Genomic DNA, 26,003 nt, shown 5'->3' with positions numbered 1-26,003 from the left:
CTTATTCTCTCTGGCCCCTGACTCCAGGCGCCAATCGTCAAAGGAACCGACGTTATGGGATTTTCAGGAAGCAGCCAGTATCTCGCCTCCGATGCATTGAAGATGGCGGTCAATGCCGCCATCACCCTCGAAAAACCGCTGCTGATCAAAGGGGAGCCGGGCACCGGCAAGACGGTGCTGGCGGAAGCGGTCGCCGACCATCTCGGCACAGACCTGATTGCCTGGCATATCAAGTCCACCACCAAGGCCCAACAGGGACTCTACGAATATGATGCGGTGGCCCGGCTGCGGGACTCCCAGCTCGGCGACCCCAGAGTGGCCGATATCAGCCACTACATTCGTAAAGGCAAACTGTGGCAGGCCTTCAGCGCCGAGCAGCGACCTGTGCTGCTGATCGACGAGATCGACAAGGCCGACATCGAATTCCCCAACGATCTGCTGCTGGAGCTGGATCGGATGGAGTTCGACGTCTACGAGACAGGCGAGCGAGTCAAGGCACGCCAGCGGCCTGTGGTCATCATCACCTCCAACAATGAGAAAGAGCTGCCGGACGCCTTCCTGCGCCGCTGTTTCTTCCACTACATCCGCTTCCCCGACAAGGTCGAGATGCAGGCCATCGTCAAACTCCACTACCCCGACCTCAAGGAGAGCCTGCTTGGCGAGGCAATGGATCTCTTCTTCGAGCTGCGCGAGGTAGAGGGGCTGCGCAAGAAACCCTCCACCTCGGAGCTGCTGGACTGGATCCGCCTGCTCTTGGCCGACGATATCGCCCCCGAGGCGATGCGCGCCCGCGAGCCCGGCAAGCTGGTGCCCACGCTATATGGCGCCCTGCTCAAGACCGAGCAGGATTTGCATCTCTTCGAGAAGCTCGCCTTTCTGGCCCGGCGCGGCAGCTGAACCATGCTGATCGACTTTTTTACCCATCTGCGCCGCCACAAGCTCCCCTGCAGCCTGCGTGAGCTGCTGGACTTGCACGCCGCACTGGCTGCCCGGCTGGTCGCTGTCGATATGGAGGAGTTCTACCAACTCTCCCGCTGCCTGCTGGTAAAAGACGAGGCCCACTACGATCGCTTCGATCGCGCCTTCGCCGAATACTATGAGGGGCTGGACGCCATCCCCCTGCTGCCGGAAAGCCTGCCCGAGGAGTGGCTGCGCAAGGAGTTCGAGCGACTGTTGAGCCCAGAGGAGAAGGCGCTGCTCAAATCCCTTGGCGGACTCGACAAGCTGCTTGAAACCCTTAACCAGCGCTTAAGCGAGCAGAAAGAGCGCCACGCCGGCGGCAACAAGTGGGTAGGGACCGGTGGCAGCAGCCCGTTTGGCCATGGCGGTTTTCACCCCGAGGGGGTGCGCATGGGTGGAGAGAAGCAGCACGGCAAGGCGGCCAAAGTGTGGGAGGCCCGTCACTATCGCAACTTCAGCGACGACTCACCGCTTGGCCAGCGCGCCATCCAGTTAGCACTGCGCAAACTCAGACGCTGGGTGCGCAAAGGCAATCCCGACGAGCTGGATCTCGACGACACCATAAAAAGTTCGGCCCGCCAGGGCTGGCTCGATGTGAAGCTGCGGCCCGAGCGCCACAACGGGGTGAAGCTGCTGGTTTTCTTCGATGTGGGGGGCTCCATGGATGCCCACGTGGCCGAGGTGCAGCGTCTCTTCTCTGCGTTGCGCCACGAGTTCAAGCATCTGGAGTACTTCTATTTTCACAACTGCCTCTACGACTTCGTCTGGAAGGATAACGCCCGCCGCTTTGAGGAGCGGTTCGATACCCTGCGGCTACTGCGCACCTATGGCAGCGACTACCGGGTGATCCTGGTGGGGGATGCCACCATGGGCCCCTACGAGATCACCTGGCCGGGCGGCAGTGTCGAGCAGTGGAACGAGGAGTCGGGTCAGGTGTGGCTCACCCGCTTGCAGCAGCACTTTCCCAAACTGGTGTGGATCAACCCCACCCCGCGGCGGGAGTGGCTCTGGCATCCCTCCATCAAACTGATGAATGACGTGGTTGGCGGACGGATGCATCCGCTGACTCTGGCGGGTCTCGCTGCGGCGATCGACCAGCTGTAACCCTCTCTACCCTATAAACCGACAAGCCGGGAACGCACCCGGCGAGGAGCAAAGATGACCTCTATCGTGATCAGTGGCTCAGGCCTCTATACCCCACCCTTTGCCGTCAGCAATGAAGAACTGGTGGCCGCCTTCAACCAGTATGTGGATCTCTACAACGAGGAGAACGCCTCCGCCATCGACGCCGGCCAGCTCCCCGCCAAGCAGCACTCCAGTTGCGAGTTCATCGAGAAGGCGTCCGGCATCAAAAGCCGTTATCTGGTGAGCCGCGAAGGGGTACTCAACCCCGACATCATGCAACCGCTGCTGGCGGAGCGGCCCGATGAGATGCCCTCCATCATGGTGGAGATGGCGGTGGCTGCCGCCGAGCAGGCGCTGATCGCCGCCGGCCGCGAGCCGGGTGAGATCGATCTGGTCATCGTCGCTGCCTCCAACATGCCACGCCCCTATCCGGCGCTGGCCATCGAGCTGCAGCACTATCTGGGAGCAAGCGGCATGGCCTTTGACATGAACGTGGCCTGCTCGTCCGCCACCTTCGGCATCAAGACTGCCGCCGACATGCTGGCGGCAGACACCGCCCGAGTGGCGCTGGTGGTTAATCCGGAGATCTGCTCGGGGCACCTCAATTTTCGCGATCGGGATAGTCACTTTATCTTCGGCGATGCCTGCACCGCGGTGCTGCTGGAGCGGGAAGCAGATTGCAAGGTGGCCAATCCGTGGCAACTGGTGGCCAGCAAGCTGGTGACCCAATACTCCAACAACATCCGCAACAACTTCGGCTTTTTGAACCGGCTGAGCCCGCGCACTCGCTACAGCGACGACAAGCTGTTCCGCCAGCAGGGGCGCAAGGTGTTCAAGGAGGTGTTACCGCTGGTGTGCGACCAGATTGCCAACCAGCTCGATGAGCAGGGCTGGCCCGCCGAGAGCCTGAACCGGCTCTGGCTCCATCAGGCCAACCTCACCATGAACCAGTTCATCGGCCGCAAACTGCTCGGCCACGATGCCAGCCAGCAGGAGGCGCCGGTCATTCTTGATAGCTATGGTAATACCAGCTCGGCGGGTTCCATCATCGCGTTTCATCTGTACAATCGCGACCTTCCTGCGGGGGCTCGCGGCGTACTGTGCTCCTTTGGCGCAGGCTACTCCATCGGTAGCCTGCTGCTACAACGACAGTAACAGAGTGCGCGGGGAGAGTGGCCCGCGCCCTGTACTCTGATTGGGGTTTGGCGCTGTTTCGCCGCTAGCCCCTCTCTCGGTTCACCCTTACGAGAGGAGAAAACGGGCATAAATAGTGGCCAGACCATGACTATTGATCCGAAAACACCGGACTACTGTGACAACGCATACCGACAAGCCATTGATGAAAAACTTATTTTTCAGATTGGTTGCAATTTTTGAGTACCATGGTGCAACGGGGCGATATCTGGATCACAAGATGACAGGAAAAGGCTGCAATTTGTCATCCTTTGCCAATGATGGCTTCCAATGAATTCGAGGTTTGCTATCATCCGGAGACATTTCTTATCTGTCGCCGGCTACAAAAGAATCCCCTCATGTACACACAGTTCTTCGGCCTATCGGAACCGCCTTTCTCCATCTCGCCCAATCCCAAGTACCTCTATATGAGTGAGCGCCACGGCGAAGCCCTTGCTCACCTCAACTACGGATTGCAGGATGGTGGCGGCTTTGTGCTGCTGACCGGCGAAGTGGGCACCGGCAAAACCACCGTCTCCCGTTGCCTGCTGCAGCAGTTGCCAGCAGATACCGAGATCGCCTACATCCTCAACCCCTCCCTGACCGAACGGGATCTGCTGGCAGCCATCTGCGACGAGTTTCAACTCCCCTACCCCGCCGAGGCCGGGATCAAGCAACTGTTCGACCTGATCCGCGACCACCTGCTGGCCAACCTGACCGCAGGCAAGCGCAGCGTGGTACTGGTGGATGAGGCCCAACATCTGTTGCCCGGGGTGTTGGAGCAGTTGCGTCTGCTCACCAACCTGGAAACCGACGAGAAAAAACTGCTGCAAATCGTGCTGATCGGCCAACCCGAACTGCAACAGATGCTGCGCCAGCCCCTGTTGCGCCAACTGGCCCAGCGCATCACCGCCCGCTACCACCTGCTGCCCCTCTCCGCCACCGATGTGGATGCCTACGTCCGCTTCCGGCTGCAAGTAGCCGGTTGTGTGCAGCCCATTTTTACCCCCAGAGCGATCCAGACGCTGCATCGGCTCTCCGGCGGCATTCCGCGCCTGATCAACCTCATCTGCGATCGCGCCCTGCTCGCCGCCTTCGCCCGTGGCAGCTACAAGATTGTTCATGGCGACATCAGCCAGGCAGCGTTCGAGGTGAGCGGCGTCCGTGATGAGGGGAGCTGGCTTTCCGGTCTGATGGTGACACTGGCTGGCGCCTTGCTGGTAGCTGCAGGCTGGTGGGGTTGGCAATTTTTCGGCGTATTCCCCGAACGGCCTGTGGTCAAGGTCGAGGTGCCTGTCACCGTTGACGAGACGGCCGAACAACAGGAACAGTTGACCGAGGCGATCAATCAGGCCCTCGACCCCGAGAGCGCCATGCAGAATCTCTATCGGGTCTGGGGCTATGAACCGGAACCGTTCGATGCCACCTGTGACAACGCCCCTCGCGCCGGTCTGCGCTGCCAGGAGGGAGAGGCAAGCCTCGAGGAGCTGCGCGCCCTGCAGCATCCCGCCATGATCACGCTCACTGACCAGAGTGGCGGTCTCTATTACGCCACCCTGGTCAATCTGGGGCCAAGCAAGGCCAGCCTGATGATCGGCAACCAAAGCTGGCAAGTGGATCGCCAGTGGCTCAGCGACAACTGGGGTGGCAGCTATACCCTGCTCTGGCGCATGCCGAAAGGGGGCGTCAGCCTGATCGCCAGCAATGCCGGACAGACCCAGATCCAGTGGCTCGACAACGCTCTGAGCCGAGCATTGCAACAACCCGAACGCAAGGTGCGCCGTTTCGATGGCGAGCTCAAGAACAAACTGCAGCAGTTCCAGCGGGATCAGGGGCTCACCCCTGACGGCATCGCTGGCAGCAACACCCTGCTGCGGCTCAACGCACTCTCCGGCGAACCCATGCCAAGACTGGAGGAGACCTCCTGATGTCTACCCTGCTCAATGCCCTGCGCCGTGCCCAGCAGCCTTCGCAACAGAGCCATATTCCCGCCATGGGGTTGGCGATAGCCCGCGAGGAGGCGCAACCCGCGCGTCGCGTCGGCTGGTTGCTGGCGCCCCTTGCCCTGCTGCTGGGGGCGGGTGCCAACTATGGCTGGCATCTAATCCACCTGCGTCCCATCGAGGAGAAGGTGGAGGTAAAAGAGGTGATTGCCTCCCCCTTCGTGCGGGTTGAGCCCAAGGCGATGGTGACCCGTCCGCTGCCCCCGCCCCTGCCGGAACCTGTAGTGCAGCAGCCCAGGGTCGCAGCGGCTGCCAGCAATCCGGCAGCCAGTCGACCGACCTTGGCCGAACAGCTGATGCGCGCCCTCAACGAAACACCGCTGCAACAGGAATCAGGTACAGTTTCCCAAAGCGTGCAGCCGGCCCAGTTGATGTCGCTGAATGCCGCTCCGCTTTCGGTTCGCCAGCAAGTGCCCGCATTCAGCTATGGCTCCCATGTGTTCTCATCCAATCCGGCCAAGCGGGCCGTGGTGCTCAATGGCCGCGAATACCGGGAAGGGAGCGAAATAGCCCCCGGGGTCGTGCTCGCCACCATCGACCAGCAGTACATTGTGCTGGATGTCGGAGGCCAGAGCGTAACCCTCAAGGCGTTGCAGGATTGGCAAGGGTGAGTACACACCTTCCCCTGATAATCGCTGGCAAGCAGGATGCACCTCGCCTGAGTGCCACTTTTATGAGCATTCAAAGGTTTACGGTGTGATGAAATATCCATTTTTACGGTTTGGTGCGCCCCGACCCGTTGTGTCACAGCACGCAGCCGTACACAATACGCAGCCGCCCCAGAGCCTGGAATTTGTTGATTAATATGACGCTACGATTCAGGGATGACATCTTGACCCTGCTGCTGGCCCGGTGCCGGCAGCTTCCTTTGACTCGCGTCACCGGAGTGTTCTTTCTGGCGCTGCTGCTGATGCTGGCCCAGCAGAGCGCAGCCCTCACCTGGCGCTTGCTCACTCTGGCAAACCCGCAATCCAGCCAGCCGTGGCAACCCTCCACCGTGGCGGTCAGCGGCCAGAGCAGTCCGCGCCTTGAATTGGGCGAGGTGAGCCGACTGGCGCTGTTTGGCAAGGCGATCCCCAAGGCGCAGGCAAAAACCGCCGTGGCCGCCAATGCGCCGCGCACCCAGCTCAATGCCCAGCTCAACGGGGTGTTGGCCAGCTCGGATCCGGCCAAATCCATCGCCATCATCGCCATGTCCGGCATCCAGAACTCCTACGGGGTTGGCGACATGATTGACGGCACCCAGGCGCGGATCCGGCAGGTCTATCCGGATCGGGTCATCATAGAGCGGGATGGCCGCGACGAGACCCTGATGCTGGATGGCGAGGAGTATGGCAAGCCGCTACCGCAAACAACAAATACCACTCTCCTTGGCTCTCTGCGCAGCGAGCTGATGGCCGATCCGGGCAAGATCACTGATTACCTCAATATTTCACCGGTTCAGATGGATGGCCGCATGGCCGGTTATCGCCTTAACCCGGGCAACAATCCGGAATTTTTCAACCAAAGCGGGCTGCAGGCCAATGATCTGGCCATCAGCATCAACGGACTGGATCTGCGTGACAACATGCAAGCCATGCAGGCGATGCAGCAGCTGGCTGGCGCAACGGAAATGACAGTAACCGTCGAGCGGCAGGGCGAACAGTTCGACATCTATGTGCGCTTGTCAGAATAATGATTTGGAGTCGTACCAATAATGACCACTAAAGGGAAAGGCTGGCGTCTGGCCACTATCGCAGCGGCTCTGATGATGGCGGGCTCAGCCTGGGCCACCGAGTACTCTGCCAGCTTCAAGAACGCCGACATCGAAGAGTTCATCAATACGGTGGGCAAAAACCTCAACAAGACCATCATCATAGAGCCCTCGGTGCGCGGCAAGATCAACGTGCGCAGCTACGACCTGCTCAACGAGGAGCAGTACTACCAGTTCTTCCTGAGTGTGCTCGATGTCTACGGCTTTGCCGTGGTGCCGATGAATAACGGCGTGCTCAAGGTGCTCCGCTCGCGGGATGCCAAAACCTCCGCCATTCCGGTGGTGGATGGCAATAACCCGGGAGTGGGCGACGAGATGGTGACCAGAGTCGTGCCGGTACGCAACGTCTCGGTGCGTGAACTGGCTCCCCTGCTGCGCCAGCTCAACGACAACGCCGGTGGGGGCAACGTGGTGCACTACGAGCCATCAAACGTGCTGCTCATCACCGGCCGCGCCGCCGTGGTCAACCGTCTGGTGGAAGTGGTGAACCGGGTCGACCGCGCAGGCGATCAGGATGTGGACATCATCAAGCTGAGATATGCCTCGGCCGGCGAGATGGTGCGGCTGGTGACCAACCTCAACAAGGATGGCAATCCACAAGGGGGCACCGCCTCTCTGTTGCTGTCGCCCAAGGTGGTGGCCGACGAGCGTACCAACTCTGTGGTGGTGAGCGGTGAGCCGAAAGCGCGCGCCCGCATCATCCAGATGGTTCGCCAGCTCGACCGCGACCTGCAGAGTCAGGGCAACACCCGGGTCTTCTATCTCAAATATGGCAAGGCCAAGGATATGGTCGATGTGCTCAAGGGGGTCAGCTCCAGCATCGAGGCTGACAAGAAGGGGGGCGGAGCAACCACAGGGGGCGCCAGCATCGGCGGTGGCAAGCTGGCCATCTCTGCCGACGAGGCAACCAATGCCCTGGTCATCACCGCCCAGCCGGATGTGATGGCGGAACTGGAGCAGGTGGTGGCCAAGCTCGATATCCGTCGCGCCCAGGTGCTGGTAGAAGCGATCATCGTCGAAATTGCCGACAGTGACGGCCTCAATCTGGGCGTGCAGTGGGCCAACACCAACGCTGGCGGCACCCAATTTACCAACACAACACTGCCCATTGGCGGAGCCATCGCAGCCGGTAAGGATTACCAGGATGGCAATACCGAGACAGCTACCAACTTGCTTGGGAGCTTTAACGGGATGGCCGCCGGTTTCTATCACGGCGATTGGGCCATGTTGGCGACGGCTCTCGCCTCCAATACCAAGAGCGATATTCTCTCAACCCCGAGTATCGTCACCATGGACAACAAGGAGGCCTCCTTCAATGTCGGACAGGAGGTGCCGGTGCAGAGCGGTTCACAAAGCTCCACCACCAGCGATCAGGTGTTCAACACCATAGAGCGCAAGACGGTGGGCACCAAGCTGACGGTTACGCCGCAGATTAACGAAGGGGACTCGGTACTGCTCAACATCGAGCAGGAGGTCTCCAGCGTCGCCAAGGTCGTATCAGACAGTACCAAGGGACTAGGTCCCACCTTCGATACCCGCACGGTGAAAAACGCCGTACTGGTGAAGAGTGGCGAGACAGTGGTACTGGGTGGCCTGATGGATGAGCAGACCAAGGAGGAAGTTTCCAAGGTGCCGTTACTCGGCGATATCCCGGTACTGGGTTACCTGTTCCGCTCCACCAGCACCAACACCAACAAGCGCAACCTGATGGTCTTTATCCGGCCCACCATCTTGCGTGATGCGGAGGTTTATACCGGCGTCTCCAGTAACAAGTACAGCCTGTTCCGCGCCGAACAGCTCAATGCTGCCGCCCAGGAGGGGTATCTCACCTCGCCCGCCCGTCAGGTTTTGCCCGTCTATGGCCAGGATGTGATGATGTCACCCGAAATCCGGCAGGAAGTGGAAAATCAGATGGAGCAGATAAAACGCCGCCAGCAGAACACAGCTGACAGCACCACCCCCTTTGTGCAGAGCCGTCCCTGATGAGTGCCTACCATCTTGATGGCGGCGAGTTGCCGCCCCCGCTGCCGGAGCTGCCCTTCGCCTTTGCCCGCAACTTCGGGGTGATCCTGATTGAGCGGGACGGCGCTCCCGTGCTGCAGTGCCGCCCCGGCGTCACCCCGCAGGCCCTGCTGGAAGTTCGGCGGGTAGCGGGTTGCAGCTTCGCGGTGGAGCAGCTCGACAACGAGGCCTTCGAAGAGCTGCTGATGGCCCACTATCAGCGCGACTCCTCCGAAGCGCGCCAGCTGATGGAAGATCTCGGCAACGAGATGGACTTCTTCGCCCTGGCCGAAGAGCTGCCGCAAAGCGAAGATCTGCTGGATGCCGATGACGACGCCCCCATCATTCGCCTCATCAACGCCATGTTGAGCGAGGCGATCAAGGAGGAGGCCTCCGATATCCATATCGAGACCTTCGAGCGGGCACTAGTGATCCGTTTTCGTATCGATGGGGTACTGCGGGAGATCCTGCGCCCCCATCGCAAGCTGGCATCACTGCTGGTCTCGCGGATCAAGGTGATGTCGCGGATGGATATTGCCGAGAAGCGGGTACCGCAGGATGGCCGTATCTCGTTGCGTATCGGCGGCCGCGCCGTCGACGTGCGGGTCTCCACCATGCCGTCCAGCTACGGCGAGCGGGTGGTATTGCGTCTGCTCGACAAGAACAACGTGCGCCTCGAGCTCAAGCAGCTGGGGATGACCGCGGCCAACCGCAGCATCATCAGCGAGCTTATTCGCAAGCCCCACGGCATTATTCTGGTCACCGGCCCGACCGGTTCCGGTAAATCCACCACCCTCTATGCGGCGCTGTCAGAAATCAACTCGCGGGATCGCAACATCCTGACGGTGGAAGACCCCATCGAGTATGACCTCGAAGGGGTGGGCCAGACCCAGGTCAACACCAAGGTGGACATGACCTTCGCCCGCGGCCTGCGCGCCATTCTGCGCCAGGATCCGGACGTAGTGATGGTGGGGGAAATTCGTGACCTTGAAACCGCCCAGATTGCGGTGCAGGCGTCACTGACCGGTCACCTGGTGATGTCGACCCTGCACACCAACACCGCCATCGGCGCCATCACCCGGATGCGGGACATGGGGATCGAGCCCTTCCTGCTTTCCTCGTCGCTCTTGGCGGTGCTGGCCCAGCGGCTGGTGCGTACCCTCTGCCCCGATTGCCGCGCCTCGCGTCCGCCCACCGAGCAGGAGCGACTTGCAATGGGTATCACACTGGAACCTGATCAGCCTATCTGGCATCCGGTGGGCTGCGAACAGTGCAACCACACCGGCTATCGTGGCCGGACCGGCATCCACGAACTGGTGGTGGTTGACGAGGCGGTGCGTGAAGCCATTCACGGCGCCAGCGGCGAGATGGCCATCGAGCGGCTGATCCGCGGCCACACCCCCAGCATCCGCCGCGACGGTATCGACAAGGTGCTCAAGGGGCAGACCAGCCTCGAAGAGGTACTGCGCGTGACCCGGGAAGATTGAGATGGCGGCATTCGAATATAAGGCCCTCGACAACAAGGGGCGCAGCAAGAGCGGCGTGATGGAGGGTGACTCGGCCCGTCAGGTGCGCCAACTGCTGCGCGAGCAGGGGCTCACCCCCCTCGAGGTGAACGAGACCACCGAGAAGGCAAAACGGGAGGCGACCCGCTTCGCCCTGTTCCGTCGTGGCGCCAGCACAGCCGAGCTGGCCCTGATCACTCGCCAGCTGGCCACTCTGGTGGGGGCCGGCCTCACCATCGAAGAGGCGCTCAAGGCGGTGGCCGAGCAGTGCGAAAAAGCTCACTTGCGCTCTCTGGTGGCGACCGTGCGCAGCAAGGTGGTGGAAGGCTATTCGCTGGCCGACTCGCTGGGGGCCTTTCCCCATGTATTCGACCAGCTGTTTCGCTCCATGGTGGCGGCCGGTGAAAAATCGGGCCATCTGGAGAAGGTGCTCAACCGTCTCGCTGACTACACAGAGCAGCGCCAGCATATGCGCACCAAGCTGCTGCAGGCGATGATCTACCCCATCGTGCTCACCTGTGTCGCCATCGGGGTTATATCGATCCTGCTCACCGCCGTGGTACCCAAGGTAGTGGCCCAGTTTGAACACATGGGCCAGCAGCTGCCGGGCACCACCCGTTTTCTCATCGGCACCAGCGAACTGATGCAGGCCTACGGCCTCTGGTTCCTGCTGCTGATCTTCCTTGGCAGCTTTGTCTGGCGCTGGTGGCTCACCGATGAAAAGCGTCGCCGACGCTGGCATCAGGTGCTGCTCGGCCTGCCGGTGATTGGCCGGGTCAGCCGCGGTCTCAACACCGCCCGCTTCGCCCGTACGTTAAGCATCCTCAACGCCAGTGCGGTACCGCTGCTGGAGGGGATGAAGATCTCCGGCGAAGTGCTCTCCAACGACTTTGCCAGAATGCGCATTCTCGAGGCCGCCGAACGGGTGCGCGAGGGGACCAGTCTGCGCAAGTCGCTGACCGAGACCAAGATTTTCCCGCCCATGATGCTGCACATGATCGCCTCCGGCGAGCAGAGCGGCGAGCTCGACAGCATGCTGGAGCGGGCTGCAGACAACCAGGATCGGGAGTTTGAATCCCAGGTCAATATCGCCCTCGGGGTGTTCGAACCCATGCTGGTGGTCTCCATGGCCGGGGTGGTGCTGTTTATCGTGATGTCGATCCTGCAGCCGATCCTCGAGCTCAACAATATGGTGAATATGTAAGTTTCCGGTGTTCGGTGGCGCCGCTGGCGGCCCGTCGAACCCACCCAGTGATCACTCTCTGATGGGCCATCCCATCTCATTCGTTACGGAGCAACTCATGAACAAACGTCGTCAATCCGGTTTTACCCTGCTGGAAGTCATGGTGGTCATCGTGATCCTCGGCATTCTGGCCAGTCTGGTGGTGCCCAACCTGATGGGCAACAAGGAGAAAGCTGACCAGCAGAAAGCGGTCTCCGATATCGTGGCGCTGGAAAACGCCCTCGACATGTACAAGCTGGACAACAACCGCTACCCGACAACAGAACAGGGCCTGGACGCGCTGGTGACCAAGCCTTCCATCGATCCGGCACCGCGCAGCTACCGCGATGGCGGCTACATCAAGCGCCTGCCGCAAGATCCCTGGGGCAACCCGTACCAACTGCTGAGCCCGGGCCAGTTCGGCAAGATCGACATCTTCTCCATGGGTCTGGATGGTGAAGCCGGTACCGATGATGACATCGGCAACTGGAACCTGAAGGATTTCCAATAAGTGATATGTCGCCAGCGCATTCACTCCGCCTTGCTGGAGCAGCCTGAATGAGGGTTGTTCCATCTGCCCGTCGCCAATCAGGCTTTACTCTGCTGGAAGTGTTGCTGGTCGCCATGCTGATGGGACTAGTGGCCACCGCCGTCACTCTCAGCATGGGAGGCGCCAGAGGAGATCGGGAGCTGGACAAGCAGGCGCGTCGCCTGATGGCGACGCTGCAGCTGGCGCAGGAGTATGCGGTGATGGATGGTCGGCTGGTAGGCATTCGCATCGAGGATAACGGCTGGCAGTTTATGCAGCGTCAGGCCAAGGATCGCAAGTGGCTGGCCCTGACTGGCGACAAGCAGCTGGGGCCGGTGCAACTGGCCGAGAACATGACGCTGGCGCTGGAGCTGGAAGGCTTTGGCTGGCAGCCGGACTCCGACGAGAAAACCGAACAGAAGCGCGACGAGAAGGAGCGCACGCCGCAGCTACTGATCTTCCCGGGCGGCGAGCTGAGCCCGTTCGTGCTCACCTTCACCCAGCAGGATGACGATGCCCGCTACACCCGCATCGTCAAGGGGGACGAGTTCGGCCGCCTCACCCTGCTCACCGGTGATGAAGATGAAGAGGTGAGCGAATGAACGCTCGCGGCATGACGTTGTTTGAGAAAGGAGTCATGGTGGCGCTACTGCTGTGCCAACCACACCCTCAACAGGTGGCACGATGAACGCCCGGGGCATGACCTTACTCGAAGTGATGGTAGCGCTGGCAGTCTTTGCCATCGCGGGTCTCGCGGTAATGAAAACCGCCAGCGAACACCTCTCGGCCCTCAACTATCTGGAGCAGAAGACACTCGCCACCTGGGTGGTAGAGAACCAGCTGGTGCAACAGAAGCTCGAGAACAAGTGGCCCGGCGACAGCTGGGTGGAAGGGGATGAGCAGATGGCGGGCAGCACCTGGTACTGGCGCTATCGCGGCGTCGCCACCGCCGACAACAACTTCCGGGCGCTCGATATGGAAGTGCGTACCGAGGCCAAGGCCGAGAACCCGGTCGCCATGATGCGGACCTATATCAGCCGATGACCCTGCTATCCGCCCGCACGCCTCGCTCCGTCCGTCACGCCGGTTTTACCCTGCTCGAAATGCTGGTGGCGATCGCCATCTTCGCCACTCTCAGCATGGGCGCCTATCAGGTGCTGCAGGGGGTGCTCACCAGCGACGAGGTGGCCAAGCGCAAGGAGACCCGCCTCAACGAACTGCAACTCGCCTTCACCCTGCTGGAGCGAGACATCACCCAGATGGTGCCGCGCAGCGGTCGCATCGAGGGGGAGAACAACAAGGTGCTGCTGGCGGCTTCCCGGTTCGGCCAGCAGAGCGATGACTGGGGCATGGCCTTTATGCGCAGCGGCTGGCTCAACCCGGACGGCATGCTGCCCCGCTCCCATCTGCAGCGGGTCGGCTGGCGCCTCAAGGATCAGAAACTGGAGCGCCTGAGCTACCTCTATCCGGATCCGGTGATCGGCACCGAGCCGCGCATCCAGCCAGTGCTGACAGGGGTCACGGCGTTTCGCCTCTACTTCTTCGACAAGGGCAACTGGAAAGAGGAGTGGAGCCAGCGCAGCGTGCTGCCCCACGGGCTGGCAGTGGAGCTGGATCTGGAAGATTACGGCACCATTCGCCGTCAGTTCCTGATTGGCGCCGGTGGCCAGCGCGCCGAAGAGAACAGCCAGAGCAGCAACCCCGACCAAGGTGGCAACAACAACAACAACAACGGGAACAACGGCAATACCAATGGCGGTAATGGTGACAGCCAGAACGGAGGGGGCGCCAATGCGGGCTAATCTCGCCGCTCCCGGTCGCCAGCGCGGCATGGCGCTGCTGGTGGTGCTGCTGATCCTCTCGGTGATGGTGATCATCGCCAGCAATATGAGCGGCCGCCTGCAGCTTGAGCTGCGCCGCACCGCCAACATCACCACAGGCAAACAGGCATGGTGGTATGCCCTCTCGGCGGAAGCGCTGGTAAGCAAGGTGCTGACGCAGGATTTCAAGGACAACCCCGAGGTGGTTAACCTCAGCCAGAACTGGGCCCGCAAGAACACTGTGTTTCCAGTGGATGATGGCCAGCTCAAGGGCGAGGTGACCGACCTGCAATCCTGCTTCAACCTCAACAGCCTGAGCGTGGCCTCCAAGGCGGGAAGCGGCGAGGAGCTGGCGCAGCAGCCCTATCCGGTGCAGGTGTTTCGCGAACTGCTCAAGGAGCTGGCAATGGATGATTACGAGGCGGCCCAGCTCACCGATGCCATTCGTGACTGGACCGACAAGGATACGGTGCTGGTCTCCAGCCTTGGCGCAGAGGACGCCTATTACGAGGGGCTCAAGCCACCCTACCTGACCGCCAACCAGTGGATGTTGGGCAAGGATGAGCTGCGGGCGGTGCGCGGGGTGACGGCCAGGGTCTATGCCAGACTGGCCCCCTACGTCTGCACCCTGCCCAACGACAAGTTGAAGATCAATATCAATACCCTTGCCCCCCAGCGCCCCGAGCTGCTGGTTGCCCTCTATCTGGGCACTATCGGGCTGGATGATGCCAAGCGGGTACTGAATGAGCGGCCACAGAAGGGGTGGAAAGAGAGCAAGCTGATGACAGACATGCTCGCTCCGGTCGATTCGGTGAAAGGGCTGAAAGAGGCGCTGGTGGTCAAGAGCGACTTCTTCGAAGCCCGGGTCGTGGCCGAGGTCGGCGACAACCGGGCCTGGCTCGAAACCCTGTTCCAGCGGGGCAAGGACAATAAACTGGTGATACTGCGCCGCCTCAGTAGCGGCGCCGAATAAACAGCGCACCTGCAGGCCATCGCCTGCGGGTACGAGAGATGTTGGATGCAGCCTGCGGGCTGCGCACCGGTTGCCAGGGCGCACAACGCCCTTTGCAAACCGGTATCGCAGGAGAGAGATGCGTGAGCGAAAGTCTGGTCATCCGACTGGGGACCAATAAACAACAACCCGTGGCCTGGCTGGTCTGGTCCGGTCAGGAGCAGGAGATCATCGCCTCCGGCACCCTGCCCTCGGCCGATGCCCTGAGCGAGCTGCAGGATCGGGCCGGTGGCCGCCCAGTGGTCACGCTAGTGCCGGGCAGCGATCTGATCTTCCGGCGCGTCACCCTGCCGGGTCGCTACAACCGCCAGTCGGCAGCGGCCCTCCCCTACCTGCTGGAGGAGCAGATCGCCTCCGATGTGGACGAGCTCCATCTGGTGGTGCTGGCCCATGAGGGCCAGCAGGTGGATCTGATGGCGGTGGATCGGCAGAAGATGGCCCAGTGGCTCGGCTGGCTCGATGCCGCTGGCCTCAAGAGCCTGCAACTGCTGCCCGATGTGCTGGCGCTGCCACAGGCCGCTGATGGCTGGTCTGCGCTGCAACTCGGCAATGAGTGGCTGGTACGCCAGGGCCCCTGTCAGGGGATCGTCGCCGACGAACCGCTGCTGGCCATCTTGCTGGCAACCGAAGTCGAGCCGGTCACCATCCACAGCCACACCCCGGAGCCCGCCATTGCCGCCGCCAACTGGCAGGCGGCGGAGCCTGAACTCCCTATGCTGCTGCTGGCCAAGGGGGCCCTCACCTGCCGCGCCAACCTGCTGACCGGCCCCTATCGACCCCAGACCGAATATGCCCGCTACTGGTTGCAGTGGCGCAAGGTGGCCATCACCGCAGGCTTGTTGCTGCTGGTGGCCCTCGGCCAGCGCGGGGTACAGCTCTATCAGCTCACCGAGCAGGACAAGGCGCTGAAAGCGGAGATCCGTGCCGTCTATACCCGCATTTTCCCGGGGGAGAGCCGCATCGTGAACGTGCGCAGCCAGATGAACCAGCATCTGCAACAGATGGGACAGGCCCCGCAAAACGGTGTGCTGCTGATGCTCACCGAGCTGGCCCCCACCTTTGCCGAAGTCCCCGGCCTCAAGCCGCAGGTGATGCGCTTTGATGCCAGTCGCCGCGAGCTGCGGCTGCAGGTGACCGCCCCCGGCTTTGCCGAGATCGAGCGGTTCCGCGAGCTGGCGGGCAAGCAATTCGAAGTACAGCAAGGCGAGGTGCGCAGCACCGAGGGCAAGGTTGAAGGGGCGCTGGTGCTCAAGGGTAAATCATCATGATGGAAAAATTGCAGAGCTGGTGGCACGGCATCACAGCACGGGAACAGCGACTGGTGGTTGCTGGCAGCATACTGCTGCTGGTCGGCCTCTTCTACTGGAGTGTCTGGCATCCTCTCAACAACCGCATCGCCGAGCGCGAACGCCAAGTACAAAACCAGCAGCAGACCCTCGCCTGGCTCAAGGAGAAGGGTGAAGAGGTGCTGGCCATGCAGGGTGGAGCGGGTCGCCAGATCGATACCAGCGGCACCCTGGAAGGGGTGGTCAACCGCACCGCCTTCAACCACAAGATCAAGATTGCCCGGCTGCAACCCCAGGCGCAGGAGCTGCAAGTGTGGATCGACACGGTCCAGTTCGATGACTTGCTGCTCTGGCTCTCCACGCTGGTGGAGCAGCACGGCATTCAGGTTCAAATCATCGAGATCGCCCGCGAGGATCTGGCCCCGGGTCTGGTCAAGGTCAGACGTTTGCAGTTGAGTCGTCCACAATGAAAAAACGCATCCTGATTGCCAGCCTGTTTCTGACAGCCTATCTGCTCTTCCTGCTGGCCACCCTGCCCGCGGCGCTGGTGGCTCGCTATCTGCCGCTGCCTGCCAACGTTGCCAACCTGCTGAAACTGGAAGGGGTGAGCGGCACCCTCTGGAATGGCCAGATCGCCCGACTGCAATATGCCAGCGAATCGGTGAACCAGCTGCGCTGGGATCTCAACGGCTGGTCGCTGCTGCGCTTCGCACCCGAAGTGGCCATACGCTTTGGCGATCGCAACGGGCTGAACGGTCAGGGCATTGTCGGCTGGAATGGTGCCGCCTTCGGCCGGGATCTGACCCTCAACGCCCCCGCCCCCTGGTTGCTGAGCCGGGTGCCGATGCGCTTGCCGATCCCGATCACCGTCAGCGGCCAGCTGCAGCTCAAAGTGGAGCAATTTGTCCAGGGCAACCCCTGGTGTGACAACCTCTACGGCAACCTCGACTGGTACAATGCCAGCGCCGATACCCCGGCGGGCAAGCTGGATCTGGCCGACCCCGAGCTGAAACTCACCTGCCTCGACTCCAGACTGGTGGCCGAACTCAAGCAGGGCTCGGATGCGGTACAGACCATGGGTCGCCTCGAGCTGCAACCCAATGGCCAATACCTGTTCCAGGGCACCCTGAAGCCGGGCCCGGAACTGCCACCACAGATGCAGCAAGGGCTCCCCTTCCTCGGACAGCCCGACAGTCAGGGCCGCTTTCCCCTGCGCTATCAGGGGCGGGTCTAACCCCTATCCCGCCGACCCCGGAGCCACTCCGGGGTCAGCTTGTTTATCCCTTTGTGCCTTCTCCTCTCACTGCACTGACCCCCTCAGCTCTTACTCATTCAACTCTCACTTAGCGCAATAACCTCTGCAAGGTGCCTGTTCACCCTCTCCTTCAACCCGCTCAGTGTGGAAAAAGCCCGCCTCCCTCGCCAATCCACTTGCCGTCAATGGTCAATGATCGAGCACCTTGTCGAAAAAGTGGCAGCTCATCCCCGCCCTTCTGAATGTCAATCAGGTTGCATTCCTTGTGAAATGTGAGCTAGCACCCGTTATTGATCTTTTTCAGCCAACTTGCAGCAATCTTTAAGGCCACAAAATAACCAACTGAAAAATAAAGATTAAACCAAGGAAAACATCCTCCTTGCGCCCCATCCCATCTCATTTCCGCTGCGCCTGCCCATCAAAAATGTGAGCGACGGCAAAAACCATGGTCAACCAAAGACTATTGATATAGGTATCGAAATACCGGATGAAACCCATGGGTAGATACAATGAGGTCAACTGGAGATGATTGATTTGTCTTGCTAGCACGACAGACACGCATCTCGACCGATCTGTTCATTTGGTTTTCAAGCGTTGAGGGAAGGGTTATGGAAAAGAAGCGTATCTACCTGTTTTGCTCTGCGGGCATGTCCACTTCACTGCTGGTTTCAAAGATGAAGGCGCAGGCGGAAAAATATGATGTGCCGGTGCTGATCGATGCCTATCCGGAGACCCTGGCAGGCGAGAAGGGACAGGATGCCGACCTGGTGCTGCTGGGCCCGCAAATCGCCTACATGCTGCCGGAGATCCAGCAGCAACTGCCGGGCAAGCCGGTCGAGGTGATCGACACCCTGCTCTACGGCAAGGTCGATGGCCTCGGCGTACTGAAGGCGGCAGTAGCCTCCATCAAGAAGAGCCTCGCATAGGTAAGGAGATCCCTGTGAGCAACATCATCGCATCGTTGGAGAAGGTCATACTGCCCATTGCCGTCAAGCTGGGCAAACAGCCTCATGTCAACGCCATCAAGAACGGCTTTATCAAGCTGATGCCCCTGACACTGGTCGGGGCCATGTTCGTACTGATCAACAACGTGTTCCTGAGCTTTGGCGAAGGCTCCTTCTTCTACTCCATCGGTGTGCGGCTCGATCCTGCCACCATCGCCACCCTAGACGGCCTCAAAAGCATCGGTGGCAACGTCTATAACGGCACTCTGGGGATCATGTCCCTGATGGCCCCCTTCTTTATCGGTCTGGCGCTGGCCGAAGAGCGCAAGAGCGATCCCCTGGCATCGGGCCTGCTCTCGGTAGCGGCCTTTATGACCGTCACGCCGTTCAGCGTGGGCGACGCCTATGCGGTGGGCGCCAACTGGCTGGGCGGAGCCAACATCATCTCCGGCATGCTGATCGGTATCGTCGTGGCCGAGATGTTCGCCTTTATCGTCCGTCGCAACTGGGTGATCACCCTGCCTGACAGCGTGCCGGCCTCGGTCTCCCGCTCGTTCTCCGCGCTCATTCCGGGCTTTATCATCCTCTCCATCATGGGGGTCATCTCCTATCTGCTGAGCGATGCGGGCACCAACTTCCACCAGCTGATCATGGACAGCATCGCCAAGCCGCTGTCCAATATGAGCGGTCTGGTCGGCTGGGTCTATGTGGTGTTCTCCTCCTTCCTCTGGTTCTTCGGGGTACACGGCATGCTGGCGCTCACCGCGCTGGAATCCGGCATTCTGTTCCCCTTTGCCCTGGAAAACGTCGCCCTCTACAACCAGTACGGTTCGGTCGAAGCGGCGCTGGAGGCAGGCAAGCAGTTCCACTTCTGGGCCAAGCCGATCACCGACTCCTTCGTCTTCCTCGGCGGTACCGGTGCCACACTGGGCCTCATCCTGGCCATCTTTATGGTCTCACGCCGCGATGACTACCGTCAGGTGGCCAAGCTGGGTCTGCCCTCCGGTCTGTTCCAGATCAACGAGCCCATCCTGTTCGGCTTGCCGGTCATCATGAACCCCATCCTGCTGGTGCCCTTCATCCTGGTGCACCCGGTACTGATGGGGATCACCATGGCGGCCTACTACGCCGGGATCATCCCTCCCATCACCAACATAGCGCCATGGACCATGCCGACCGGCCTGGGTGCCTTCTTCAACACCAACGGCAGCGTGGCCGCCTTCTGTCTGGCGATATTCAACCTGGGTGTCGCGACCATGATGTATATCCCCTTCGTGCTGATTGCCAACAAAGCGCAGAACGTCATCGATGAAGAAGAGGAGAGCGAAGAGGATATCGCTCTGGCTCTAAAGTTCTGATAACAGCCATTCCAATGACAGCAAGGGAGGAGCAAAACTCCTCCCCTAACAGCCTGGAGAAGTAACCCATGCAGTATCGTTTTCCGGATAACTTCTGGTGGGGCAGCGCCAGCTCGGCCCCGCAGATGGAAGGCGCCGCCAACCGCGGCGGCAAATCCACCAATATCTTTGACTACTGGTTCTCCATCGAACCGCAGCGTTTCCACAACGGGGTCGGCCCGACCGACACTTCCACCTTCTATGACAACTTCGAGAGCGACATCAAGCTGCTCAAGCAGCTGGGGCACAACAGTTTTCGCACCTCCATCTCCTGGTCACGGCTGATCCCGGACGGGGTGGGCGAAATCAACCAGGAGGCGGTCAGCTTCTACAACGCCGTCTTTGACCGGCTGCTGGCCGAGGGGATCACCCCGCTTATCAACCTCTACCACTTCGACATGCCGATGTGCATGCAGGAGCGTGGCGGCTGGGAGAGCCGGGAAGTGGTGGCCGCCTATGTGCGCTACGCCACCCGCTGCTTCGACCTGTTTGGCGGTCGCATCAAGCACTGGTTCACCTTCAACGAGCCGATTGTGCCGGTCGAGTGCGGCTACCTTGGCCACTACCACTACCCCTGCGTGGTCGATTTTGGTCGGGCGGCTACCGTCGCCTACCACACCGCGCTGGCCCATGCCGGTGCCGTGCAGGCCTATCGCGCCTGCCAGCATGATGGCGAGATCGGCATCATCCTCAACCTGAGCCCAACCTATCCCCGCTCGCAGGATCCGGCAGATCTCGCCGCCTCCCGCATCGCGGATCTGCTGCTCAACAAAAGCTTCCTCGATCCTGCCCTGAAGGGGAGCTACGACCCCGAGCTGGTCGCGCTGCTAGAGCAGTACGACTTGCTGCCGCAGATCGAAGAGGGTGACAAGGCGCTGCTCGCCGCCGGCAAGGTGGATATCCTCGGCATCAACTACTACCAGCCGCGCCGGGTCAAGGCCAAAGAGGTGGCTTTGCCGGGTGTACCGCGTACGCCGGAAGATCTGTTCGACTACTACGAGATGCCGGGCCGCAAGATGAACCCCCACCGCGGCTGGGAGATTTACGAAAAAGGGATCTACGACATCCTCACCGACCTGCGAGTCAACTACGGCAACCTGCCCTGCTACATCTCGGAAAACGGCATGGGGGTCGAAGGGGAAGAGCGCTTTATCGGTCCCGAGGGACGGGTGGAGGATGACTACCGCATCCAGTTCATTCGCGAGCACCTCCAGTGGCTGCATCGCGCACTGGAAGAGGGCAGCGCCTGTCGCGGATATCACCTGTGGACCTTTATCGACAACTGGTCCTGGCTCAACGCCTACAAGAACCGTTACGGCTTCGTCCGCCTCGATCTCAAGAGCCAGCAGCGCACCATCAAGAAAAGCGGCTACTGGTTTGCCGAGGTAGCGCGCAACCATGGTTTTAATTAACGCATTTACGTAAGGAACGACACATGTTCGATCTGGACAACATCACTGAAGAAGCCACCACCAGCAACGATCTGGAAGAGGTGGTAATGGGGCTTATCATCAACTCTGGGCAGGCCCGCAGCCTCGCCTACACCGCGCTGAAAAAGGCCAAGGAGGGGGATCTGGCCGCCGCTCACCAACTGATGGCCCAATCCCGCGAGGCGCTCAATGCCGCCCATCTGGTGCAGACCCAGCTGATCGAGGACGATCAGGGGGAAGGCAAGATCCCGGTCACCCTGGTGCTGGTACATGCCCAGGATCACCTGATGACCTCCATGCTGGCCCGTGAGCTGATCAGCGAGCTGATCGAGCTGCACGAAAAGCTGCAGAACCAATAACCTCCGGACGGGGCGAGAGGCCCCGTCATCGGCCCGCAGATCAGGAAGCGACTCATGAGCGTTAAAACAATCCGGGAAACCGAACTGTTTAACAACAAACCGTTCCACATGTTCATCTACAACAAACAGGTGAGCGGAACCGGTTTGCACCAGCACGACTACTACGAGTTCACCCTGGTACTGACCGGTCGTTACTATCAGGAGGTCAACGGCAAGCGGGTGCTGCTGGAGCGGGGGGATGTGGTCTTTATCCCGCTCGGCTCCCACCATCAAAGCTACTACGAGTTCGGCACCACCCGCATCTTCAACGTCGGGATCACCCGTACCTATTTTGACGAGCACTTCAAATACCTGCTGCCGGAACACTTCGTCGCCTCACAGGCCTATGCGCTCAAGAGCGAGTTCCTCAGCTACATCGAGTCGGTGCTGGTCTCGCCGGGGTTTAGGGAAGAGGCGCTGACCGAATTTCTCGAAGTGGTGACCTACGCGGTGATGAACCGGCTGCGTCACTACAAGGACACCTCCGCCAGCGATGATCTTCCGCTCTGGCTCCACGAAACCGTGGAGCGGATGCACGATCGCCCCCTCTTTGCCGAGGATGCGCTGGCCAACATGGTCTCCCTCTGTGGCAAGAGCCAGGAGTATCTGACCAGGGCCACCCGGCGTTACTACAACAAGACGCCGATGCAAATCATCAACGAGATCCGGATCAACTACGCCAAGATGCAGCTGGAGGTGACCAACAACTCGGTGGCCGATATCGCCTTCGAGACCGGCTACAACGACGTCAGCCTCTTTATCAAAAACTTCAAGAAGCTCACCTCGTTTACCCCGGGCAGTTACCGCAAATATCTCTATCCGAAATTCGAAAGTTCAGCCTGAGACCAGCGAGTTGCTGACCTAAACAACCCGGTTCAAGAGAACCAATCCATTGTCACCAGCCCCTGCCACAGGCGGCTGCGGCCCCTCTCACCCTGATGACTGAGCGGCCACCATCAAACCTAGAAAGATCGATAAAGAGGGATTTATGAGCGAGAAGATCAAGGTAGTCACCATAGGCGGCGGCAGCAGCTACACCCCCGAGCTGGTCGATGGTTTCATCAAGCGCTATGCCGAGCTGCCCATCAGCGAGCTGTGGCTGGTGGATATTCCCGCTGGCGAAGAGAAACTGAACATCATCTTCGACCTCTGCCAACGGATGATCCGCCAGGCAGGCATCCCCATGACCCTGCACAAAACCCTGGATCGCCGCGAGGCACTGGTGGGCGCCCACTTCGTCACCACCCAGCTTCGAGTCGGCCAGTTGCAGGCGCGGGAGAAGGATGAGCGCATTCCCTTGAGCCACGGCATGCTGGGGCAAGAGACCAACGGCGCAGGCGGCCTGTTCAAGGGACTGCGCACCATACCGGTCATCTTCGACATCATCCGCGACGTGGAAGCGCTTTGCCCGGATGCCTGGCTGATTAACTTCACCAATCCGGCCGGCATGGTGACCGAAGCGGTGCGCCGTCATACCAACTTCCGCCGCTTTATCGGGGTGTGCAACATTCCGGTCGGCATGCAGATGTTTGTGCGCGATGCCCTCCAGCTCACCGAGCATGATCACCTCTCCATGGATTTGTTCGGCCTCAATCATCTGGTCTTTATCGGCGATGTGCTGGTCAACGGCGAATCCCGCTTTGACGAGCTGCTGGAAGGGGTCGCCGATGGCAGCCTGACCCGCGCCAGCTCGGTCAAAAACATCTTCGACTTGCCGTTCGACCCCGGTTTTATCCGCGGCTTGCGCCTGCTCCCCTGCTCCTACCTGCGTTACTACTTCAAGGAGAAAGAGATGCTGGGGATCGAGATGGGCGAGTTCTACAAGGGCGGTGCCCGGGCTCAAGTGGTGCAGCAGGTCGAGAAGAAGCTGTTCGAGCTCTACCAGAACCCCGAGCTGTGCGAAAAGCCCAAGGAGCTGGAGCTGCGTGGCGGCGCCTACTACTCCGATGCGGCCTGCGAAGTGATCAGCGCCATCTACAACGACAAGCAGAGCGAGCACTACGTCATCGTGCCCCATCAGGGCCATGTCACCAATATCCCGGCCGACTGGACGGTGGAGATGAGCTGCCTGATCGGGCGTGATGGCGCCATCCCCCACCCGCGCCTCACCCGCTTTGACGACAAGGTGAACGGGCTGGTGCACCTCATCAAGAGCTTCGAGATAGCCGCCGCCAAGGCTGCCATCAGCGGCGACTTCGATGACCTGCTGCTGGCGATGAACCTCAACCCGCTGATCCACTCCGACAACGATGCCCGCATCGTCGCCCGCGAGCTGCTGCTGGCCCACCGCGAACACCTGCCCAACTTCGCCGCCGCCATCGACGCCCTCGCCTGAGGCCAACACGCCCCGCCCGAACTGGCGGGGCGCTTAACCGCAAGGGAATCCTCATGAGCAAAAGATTGATCATCAACGCCGACGACTTCGGCCTCTGCCGCGCCCAGAACTACGGCATCGTAGAGGCGTTCGAGCACGGGGTCGTCAGCTCCACCAGCGCCATCGTCACCTCCCCCGCTATCGCACACGCCGCCTGGCTGGCCGAACGCTTCCCCGAATTGCCAGTCGGGCTGCACTTTATGCTCAGCTGGGGGAAGCCGCTCACGCCGCTCACCTCGCTGGTGAACGAGCAGGGCGAGCTCAACAAGGGGATCTGGCACAAGAGCGAGGCGGGAGAGCTGGATCTGGCCGAGATATCCGGTGAGCTGGCGAGTCAGTATCAGCGCTTTGTCGCGATTTTCGGCAAGCAGCCGACCCATATCGACAGCCACCACCATGTTCATATGTTGCCGACACTCTACCCGCTGGTGGAGGCTTTCGCCAAGGCGCATGGCCTGCCCCTTCGCATCGACCGGGGCGAAATAGCCCGCCACGGCCTGACCGTCACCCACCCGCAGAGCTGCGATCGGTTCGACGACCGCTTCTACGGCGCGCAGCTGACCCAAGCCAGCCTGCTGCAACTGCTCGATGAGGCCAGTGAACTGGGGGCCAATTCGCTCGAGATCATGTGCCACCCTTCCTTTGTCGATCTTGAAATGCAGGGCAGCTCCTACTGCCAGCCCCGCCTCAACGAACTGGCGATCCTGACCGACCCGTCCCTGCCCGCCCTTATCGCCGAGCGCGGCTACCGCCTCGCCAGCTATCGGGAGTGGCAATAGCCGCAGGCCATCAGGTGGACCGGTAAAAACCGCAGATACAAAAAAGCCCAAGCGATTGAATCGCTTGGGCTTTCTCTTTGAATATGGCGGAGGAGGTGGGATTTGAACCCACGGATGGTCGCCCATCGCCGGTTTTCAAGACCGGTGCATTCAGCCGCTCTGCCACCCCTCCGAACGGCGTGCATACTACGCTAAGCCCTTGTTCATATGCAATACATATTTCCTGTGGGATAGTGTGCGGGAGCAAAATGGCAGGTGGCTTGAAATTGTTCCTCGTCATCCCTATTTGTTCTACATACAATGCGTAAACATGCAGTAACAAACAGCGATCACGAGGCGGCTGCTCGCCGTCTCACCCGGACATCAAGAGGACACCCAAGATGGATACCCGTTCTATCTACACTGGCACCCAAAGTGCCGTACGCGATACCAACAAGGTGCTGCGTAACACCTATATGCTGCTCTCCCTCACTCTGGGCTTCTCTGCCGTGGTGGCGGGGGTCGCTACCGTGATGAACATGCCGCCGCTGCACTGGGCCGTGTTCCTGATCGGCGTCTACGGTCTGATGTTCCTGACCGAGAAGAATCGCAACAACGGCATGGGGCTGGTCTTCACCTTCGCCCTGACCGGTCTGCTGGGCTATAGCCTGGGCCCCATCATTAACATGTACATGAACAATGGTGGTGGCGAGATCGTGATGACCGCCCTTGGCGGCACCGCGCTCACTTTCTTCGGTCTGTCGGCCTATGCCCTGACCACCAAGCGTGACCTCTCTTTCATCGGCGGCATGCTGTTCGTCGGTTTCTGGGTACTGCTGGTGGCCATGATTGCCAACATCTTCCTGCAGATGAGCGCCCTGAGCCTGGCTCTGTCCGCCATGTTCATGCTCTTCTCCTCCGGTGCCATCCTGCTGACTACCCAGCAGATCGTGCGCGGTGGCGAGACCAACTACATCTCTGCCACCGTCACCCTGTATGTCTCCATCTACAACATCTTCCTGAGCCTGCTGAGCCTGCTTGGCGGCAACCGCAACTAA

General features: G+C 60.6%; 24 protein-coding genes, 1 tRNA gene and 1 pseudogene. 25 read left to right on the top strand and 1 reads right to left on the bottom strand.

Features of this window, described 5'->3' with window-relative positions:
• The first annotated feature begins 54 nt into the window (after window positions 1–54).
• The 24 genes and pseudogenes from G5533_RS03115 to chbG all read left to right on the top strand — a co-directional run bounded on the left by G5533_RS03115 (window position 55) and on the right by chbG (window position 24,966).
• Window positions 55–897 carry an AAA family ATPase gene (locus tag G5533_RS03115; protein WP_216978327.1) on the top strand — a complete coding sequence of 281 codons (843 nt, stop codon included), beginning with the start codon at window positions 55–57 and terminating at the stop codon, window positions 895–897.
• A gap of 3 nt (window positions 898–900) precedes the next feature.
• Window positions 901–2,064 carry a vWA domain-containing protein gene (locus tag G5533_RS03110; RefSeq protein WP_421203083.1) on the top strand — a complete coding sequence of 388 codons (1,164 nt, stop codon included), beginning with the start codon at window positions 901–903 and terminating at the stop codon, window positions 2,062–2,064.
• Between the two features lie 54 nt (window positions 2,065–2,118).
• Entirely contained in the window at window positions 2,119–3,240 is a 1,122-nt protein-coding gene (locus tag G5533_RS03105; RefSeq protein WP_216978325.1) for a beta-ketoacyl-ACP synthase III, read from the top strand.
• A gap of 377 nt (window positions 3,241–3,617) precedes the next feature.
• Window positions 3,618–5,186, top strand: a complete 1,569-nt coding sequence (locus tag G5533_RS03100; protein WP_216978324.1) for an ExeA family protein — start codon at window positions 3,618–3,620, stop codon at window positions 5,184–5,186.
• Complete coding sequence (gene exeB / locus G5533_RS03095) at window positions 5,186–5,872, top strand: GspB family T2SS assembly factor variant ExeB (protein ID WP_216978323.1); 687 nt, start codon at window positions 5,186–5,188, stop codon at window positions 5,870–5,872. The genes G5533_RS03100 and exeB overlap by 1 nt, the downstream gene beginning before the upstream one ends.
• 221 nt (window positions 5,873–6,093) lie before the next feature.
• Window positions 6,094–6,936 carry a GspC family type II secretion system variant ExeC gene (gene exeC, locus G5533_RS03090; protein WP_421203080.1) on the top strand — a complete coding sequence of 281 codons (843 nt, stop codon included), beginning with the start codon at window positions 6,094–6,096 and terminating at the stop codon, window positions 6,934–6,936.
• A 21-nt stretch (window positions 6,937–6,957) separates the two neighbouring features.
• On the top strand, window positions 6,958–8,997 hold the full coding sequence (exeD, locus tag G5533_RS03085) for a GspD family T2SS secretin variant ExeD (RefSeq protein WP_227342243.1): 2,040 nt from the start codon (window positions 6,958–6,960) through the stop codon (window positions 8,995–8,997).
• Window positions 8,997–10,502: a type II secretion system ATPase GspE gene (gene gspE, locus G5533_RS03080; RefSeq protein ID WP_421203079.1), complete on the top strand. Its 1,506-nt coding sequence runs from the start codon at window positions 8,997–8,999 to the stop codon at window positions 10,500–10,502. The genes exeD and gspE overlap by 1 nt, the downstream gene beginning before the upstream one ends.
• 1 nt (window position 10,503) lies before the next feature.
• Window positions 10,504–11,724: a GspF family T2SS innner membrane protein variant ExeF gene (gene exeF, locus G5533_RS03075; RefSeq protein WP_005338296.1), complete on the top strand. Its 1,221-nt coding sequence runs from the start codon at window positions 10,504–10,506 to the stop codon at window positions 11,722–11,724.
• Between the two features lie 97 nt (window positions 11,725–11,821).
• Window positions 11,822–12,253 carry a GspG family T2SS major pseudopilin variant ExeG gene (exeG, locus tag G5533_RS03070; RefSeq protein ID WP_005338297.1) on the top strand — a complete coding sequence of 144 codons (432 nt, stop codon included), beginning with the start codon at window positions 11,822–11,824 and terminating at the stop codon, window positions 12,251–12,253.
• Window positions 12,254–12,300: 47 nt separating this feature from the next.
• Window positions 12,301–12,873, top strand: coding sequence for a GspH family T2SS minor pseudopilin variant ExeH (gene exeH / locus G5533_RS03065; RefSeq protein ID WP_421203077.1), 573 nt, complete (start codon window positions 12,301–12,303; stop codon window positions 12,871–12,873).
• 82 nt (window positions 12,874–12,955) lie between these two features.
• The gene (exeI, locus tag G5533_RS03060) at window positions 12,956–13,315 is read left to right on the top strand and encodes a GspI family T2SS minor pseudopilin variant ExeI (RefSeq protein ID WP_005338301.1); all 360 of its coding nucleotides are present in this window, start codon (window positions 12,956–12,958) and stop codon (window positions 13,313–13,315) included.
• Window positions 13,312–13,959: pseudogene (gene gspJ, locus G5533_RS03055) on the top strand (type II secretion system minor pseudopilin GspJ); the annotation flags it as partial. The gene exeI and the pseudogene gspJ, both read left to right, overlap by 4 nt.
• A gap of 103 nt (window positions 13,960–14,062) precedes the next feature.
• Window positions 14,063–15,064 (top strand): GspK family T2SS minor pseudopilin variant ExeK, encoded by a 1,002-nt coding sequence (gene exeK, locus G5533_RS03050; RefSeq protein WP_266134240.1) that lies wholly within the window; start codon window positions 14,063–14,065, stop codon window positions 15,062–15,064.
• Between the two features lie 122 nt (window positions 15,065–15,186).
• Window positions 15,187–16,371, top strand: a complete 1,185-nt coding sequence (gene exeL / locus G5533_RS03045) for a GspL family type II secretion system protein ExeL (RefSeq protein WP_319919441.1) — start codon at window positions 15,187–15,189, stop codon at window positions 16,369–16,371.
• Window positions 16,368–16,859 carry a GspM family type II secretion system protein ExeM gene (gene exeM, locus G5533_RS03040; protein WP_319919440.1) on the top strand — a complete coding sequence of 164 codons (492 nt, stop codon included), beginning with the start codon at window positions 16,368–16,370 and terminating at the stop codon, window positions 16,857–16,859. The genes exeL and exeM overlap by 4 nt, the downstream gene beginning before the upstream one ends.
• A complete protein-coding gene (gene exeN / locus G5533_RS03035; protein ID WP_421205440.1) occupies window positions 16,856–17,623 on the top strand; it encodes a GspN family type II secretion system protein ExeN in 768 nt (255 codons plus the stop codon). The genes exeM and exeN overlap by 4 nt, the downstream gene beginning before the upstream one ends.
• 629 nt (window positions 17,624–18,252) lie before the next feature.
• The gene (locus G5533_RS03030) at window positions 18,253–18,570 is read left to right on the top strand and encodes a PTS sugar transporter subunit IIB (RefSeq protein ID WP_033135185.1); all 318 of its coding nucleotides are present in this window, start codon (window positions 18,253–18,255) and stop codon (window positions 18,568–18,570) included.
• A 14-nt stretch (window positions 18,571–18,584) separates the two neighbouring features.
• Entirely contained in the window at window positions 18,585–19,946 is a 1,362-nt protein-coding gene (gene chbC / locus G5533_RS03025) for a PTS N,N'-diacetylchitobiose transporter subunit IIC (RefSeq protein ID WP_421205442.1), read from the top strand.
• 68 nt (window positions 19,947–20,014) lie between these two features.
• The gene (locus G5533_RS03020; RefSeq protein ID WP_441254462.1) at window positions 20,015–21,397 is read left to right on the top strand and encodes a glycoside hydrolase family 1 protein; all 1,383 of its coding nucleotides are present in this window, start codon (window positions 20,015–20,017) and stop codon (window positions 21,395–21,397) included.
• Between the two features lie 23 nt (window positions 21,398–21,420).
• A complete protein-coding gene (gene chbA, locus G5533_RS03015; RefSeq protein ID WP_005350025.1) occupies window positions 21,421–21,774 on the top strand; it encodes a PTS N,N'-diacetylchitobiose transporter subunit IIA in 354 nt (117 codons plus the stop codon).
• A 54-nt stretch (window positions 21,775–21,828) separates the two neighbouring features.
• A complete protein-coding gene (chbR, locus tag G5533_RS03010) occupies window positions 21,829–22,656 on the top strand; it encodes a transcriptional regulator ChbR (RefSeq protein WP_421205446.1) in 828 nt (275 codons plus the stop codon).
• Window positions 22,657–22,801: 145 nt separating this feature from the next.
• On the top strand, window positions 22,802–24,148 hold the full coding sequence (locus G5533_RS03005) for a 6-phospho-beta-glucosidase (RefSeq protein ID WP_421249321.1): 1,347 nt from the start codon (window positions 22,802–22,804) through the stop codon (window positions 24,146–24,148).
• 53 nt (window positions 24,149–24,201) lie between these two features.
• A complete protein-coding gene (chbG, locus tag G5533_RS03000; RefSeq protein ID WP_441254461.1) occupies window positions 24,202–24,966 on the top strand; it encodes a chitin disaccharide deacetylase in 765 nt (254 codons plus the stop codon).
• A gap of 84 nt (window positions 24,967–25,050) precedes the next feature.
• On the opposite strand, the gene G5533_RS02995 is transcribed toward chbG, so the two are convergent.
• A tRNA-Ser gene (locus G5533_RS02995) sits at window positions 25,051–25,138 on the bottom strand.
• A gap of 208 nt (window positions 25,139–25,346) precedes the next feature.
• Between G5533_RS02995 and G5533_RS02990 the strand changes: the two genes are divergently transcribed.
• A complete protein-coding gene (locus G5533_RS02990; RefSeq protein ID WP_005338308.1) occupies window positions 25,347–26,003 on the top strand; it encodes a Bax inhibitor-1/YccA family protein in 657 nt (218 codons plus the stop codon).

The sequence above is a fragment of the Aeromonas sp. A600620 genome (genome assembly GCF_029479985.1).
In the GTDB taxonomy this organism is placed as follows: Bacteria; Pseudomonadota; Gammaproteobacteria; order Enterobacterales; family Aeromonadaceae; genus Aeromonas; species Aeromonas veronii_A.
The sequence above is the reverse complement of the archived record's forward strand: the minus strand, read 5'-3'. Positions and strand labels throughout refer to the sequence as shown.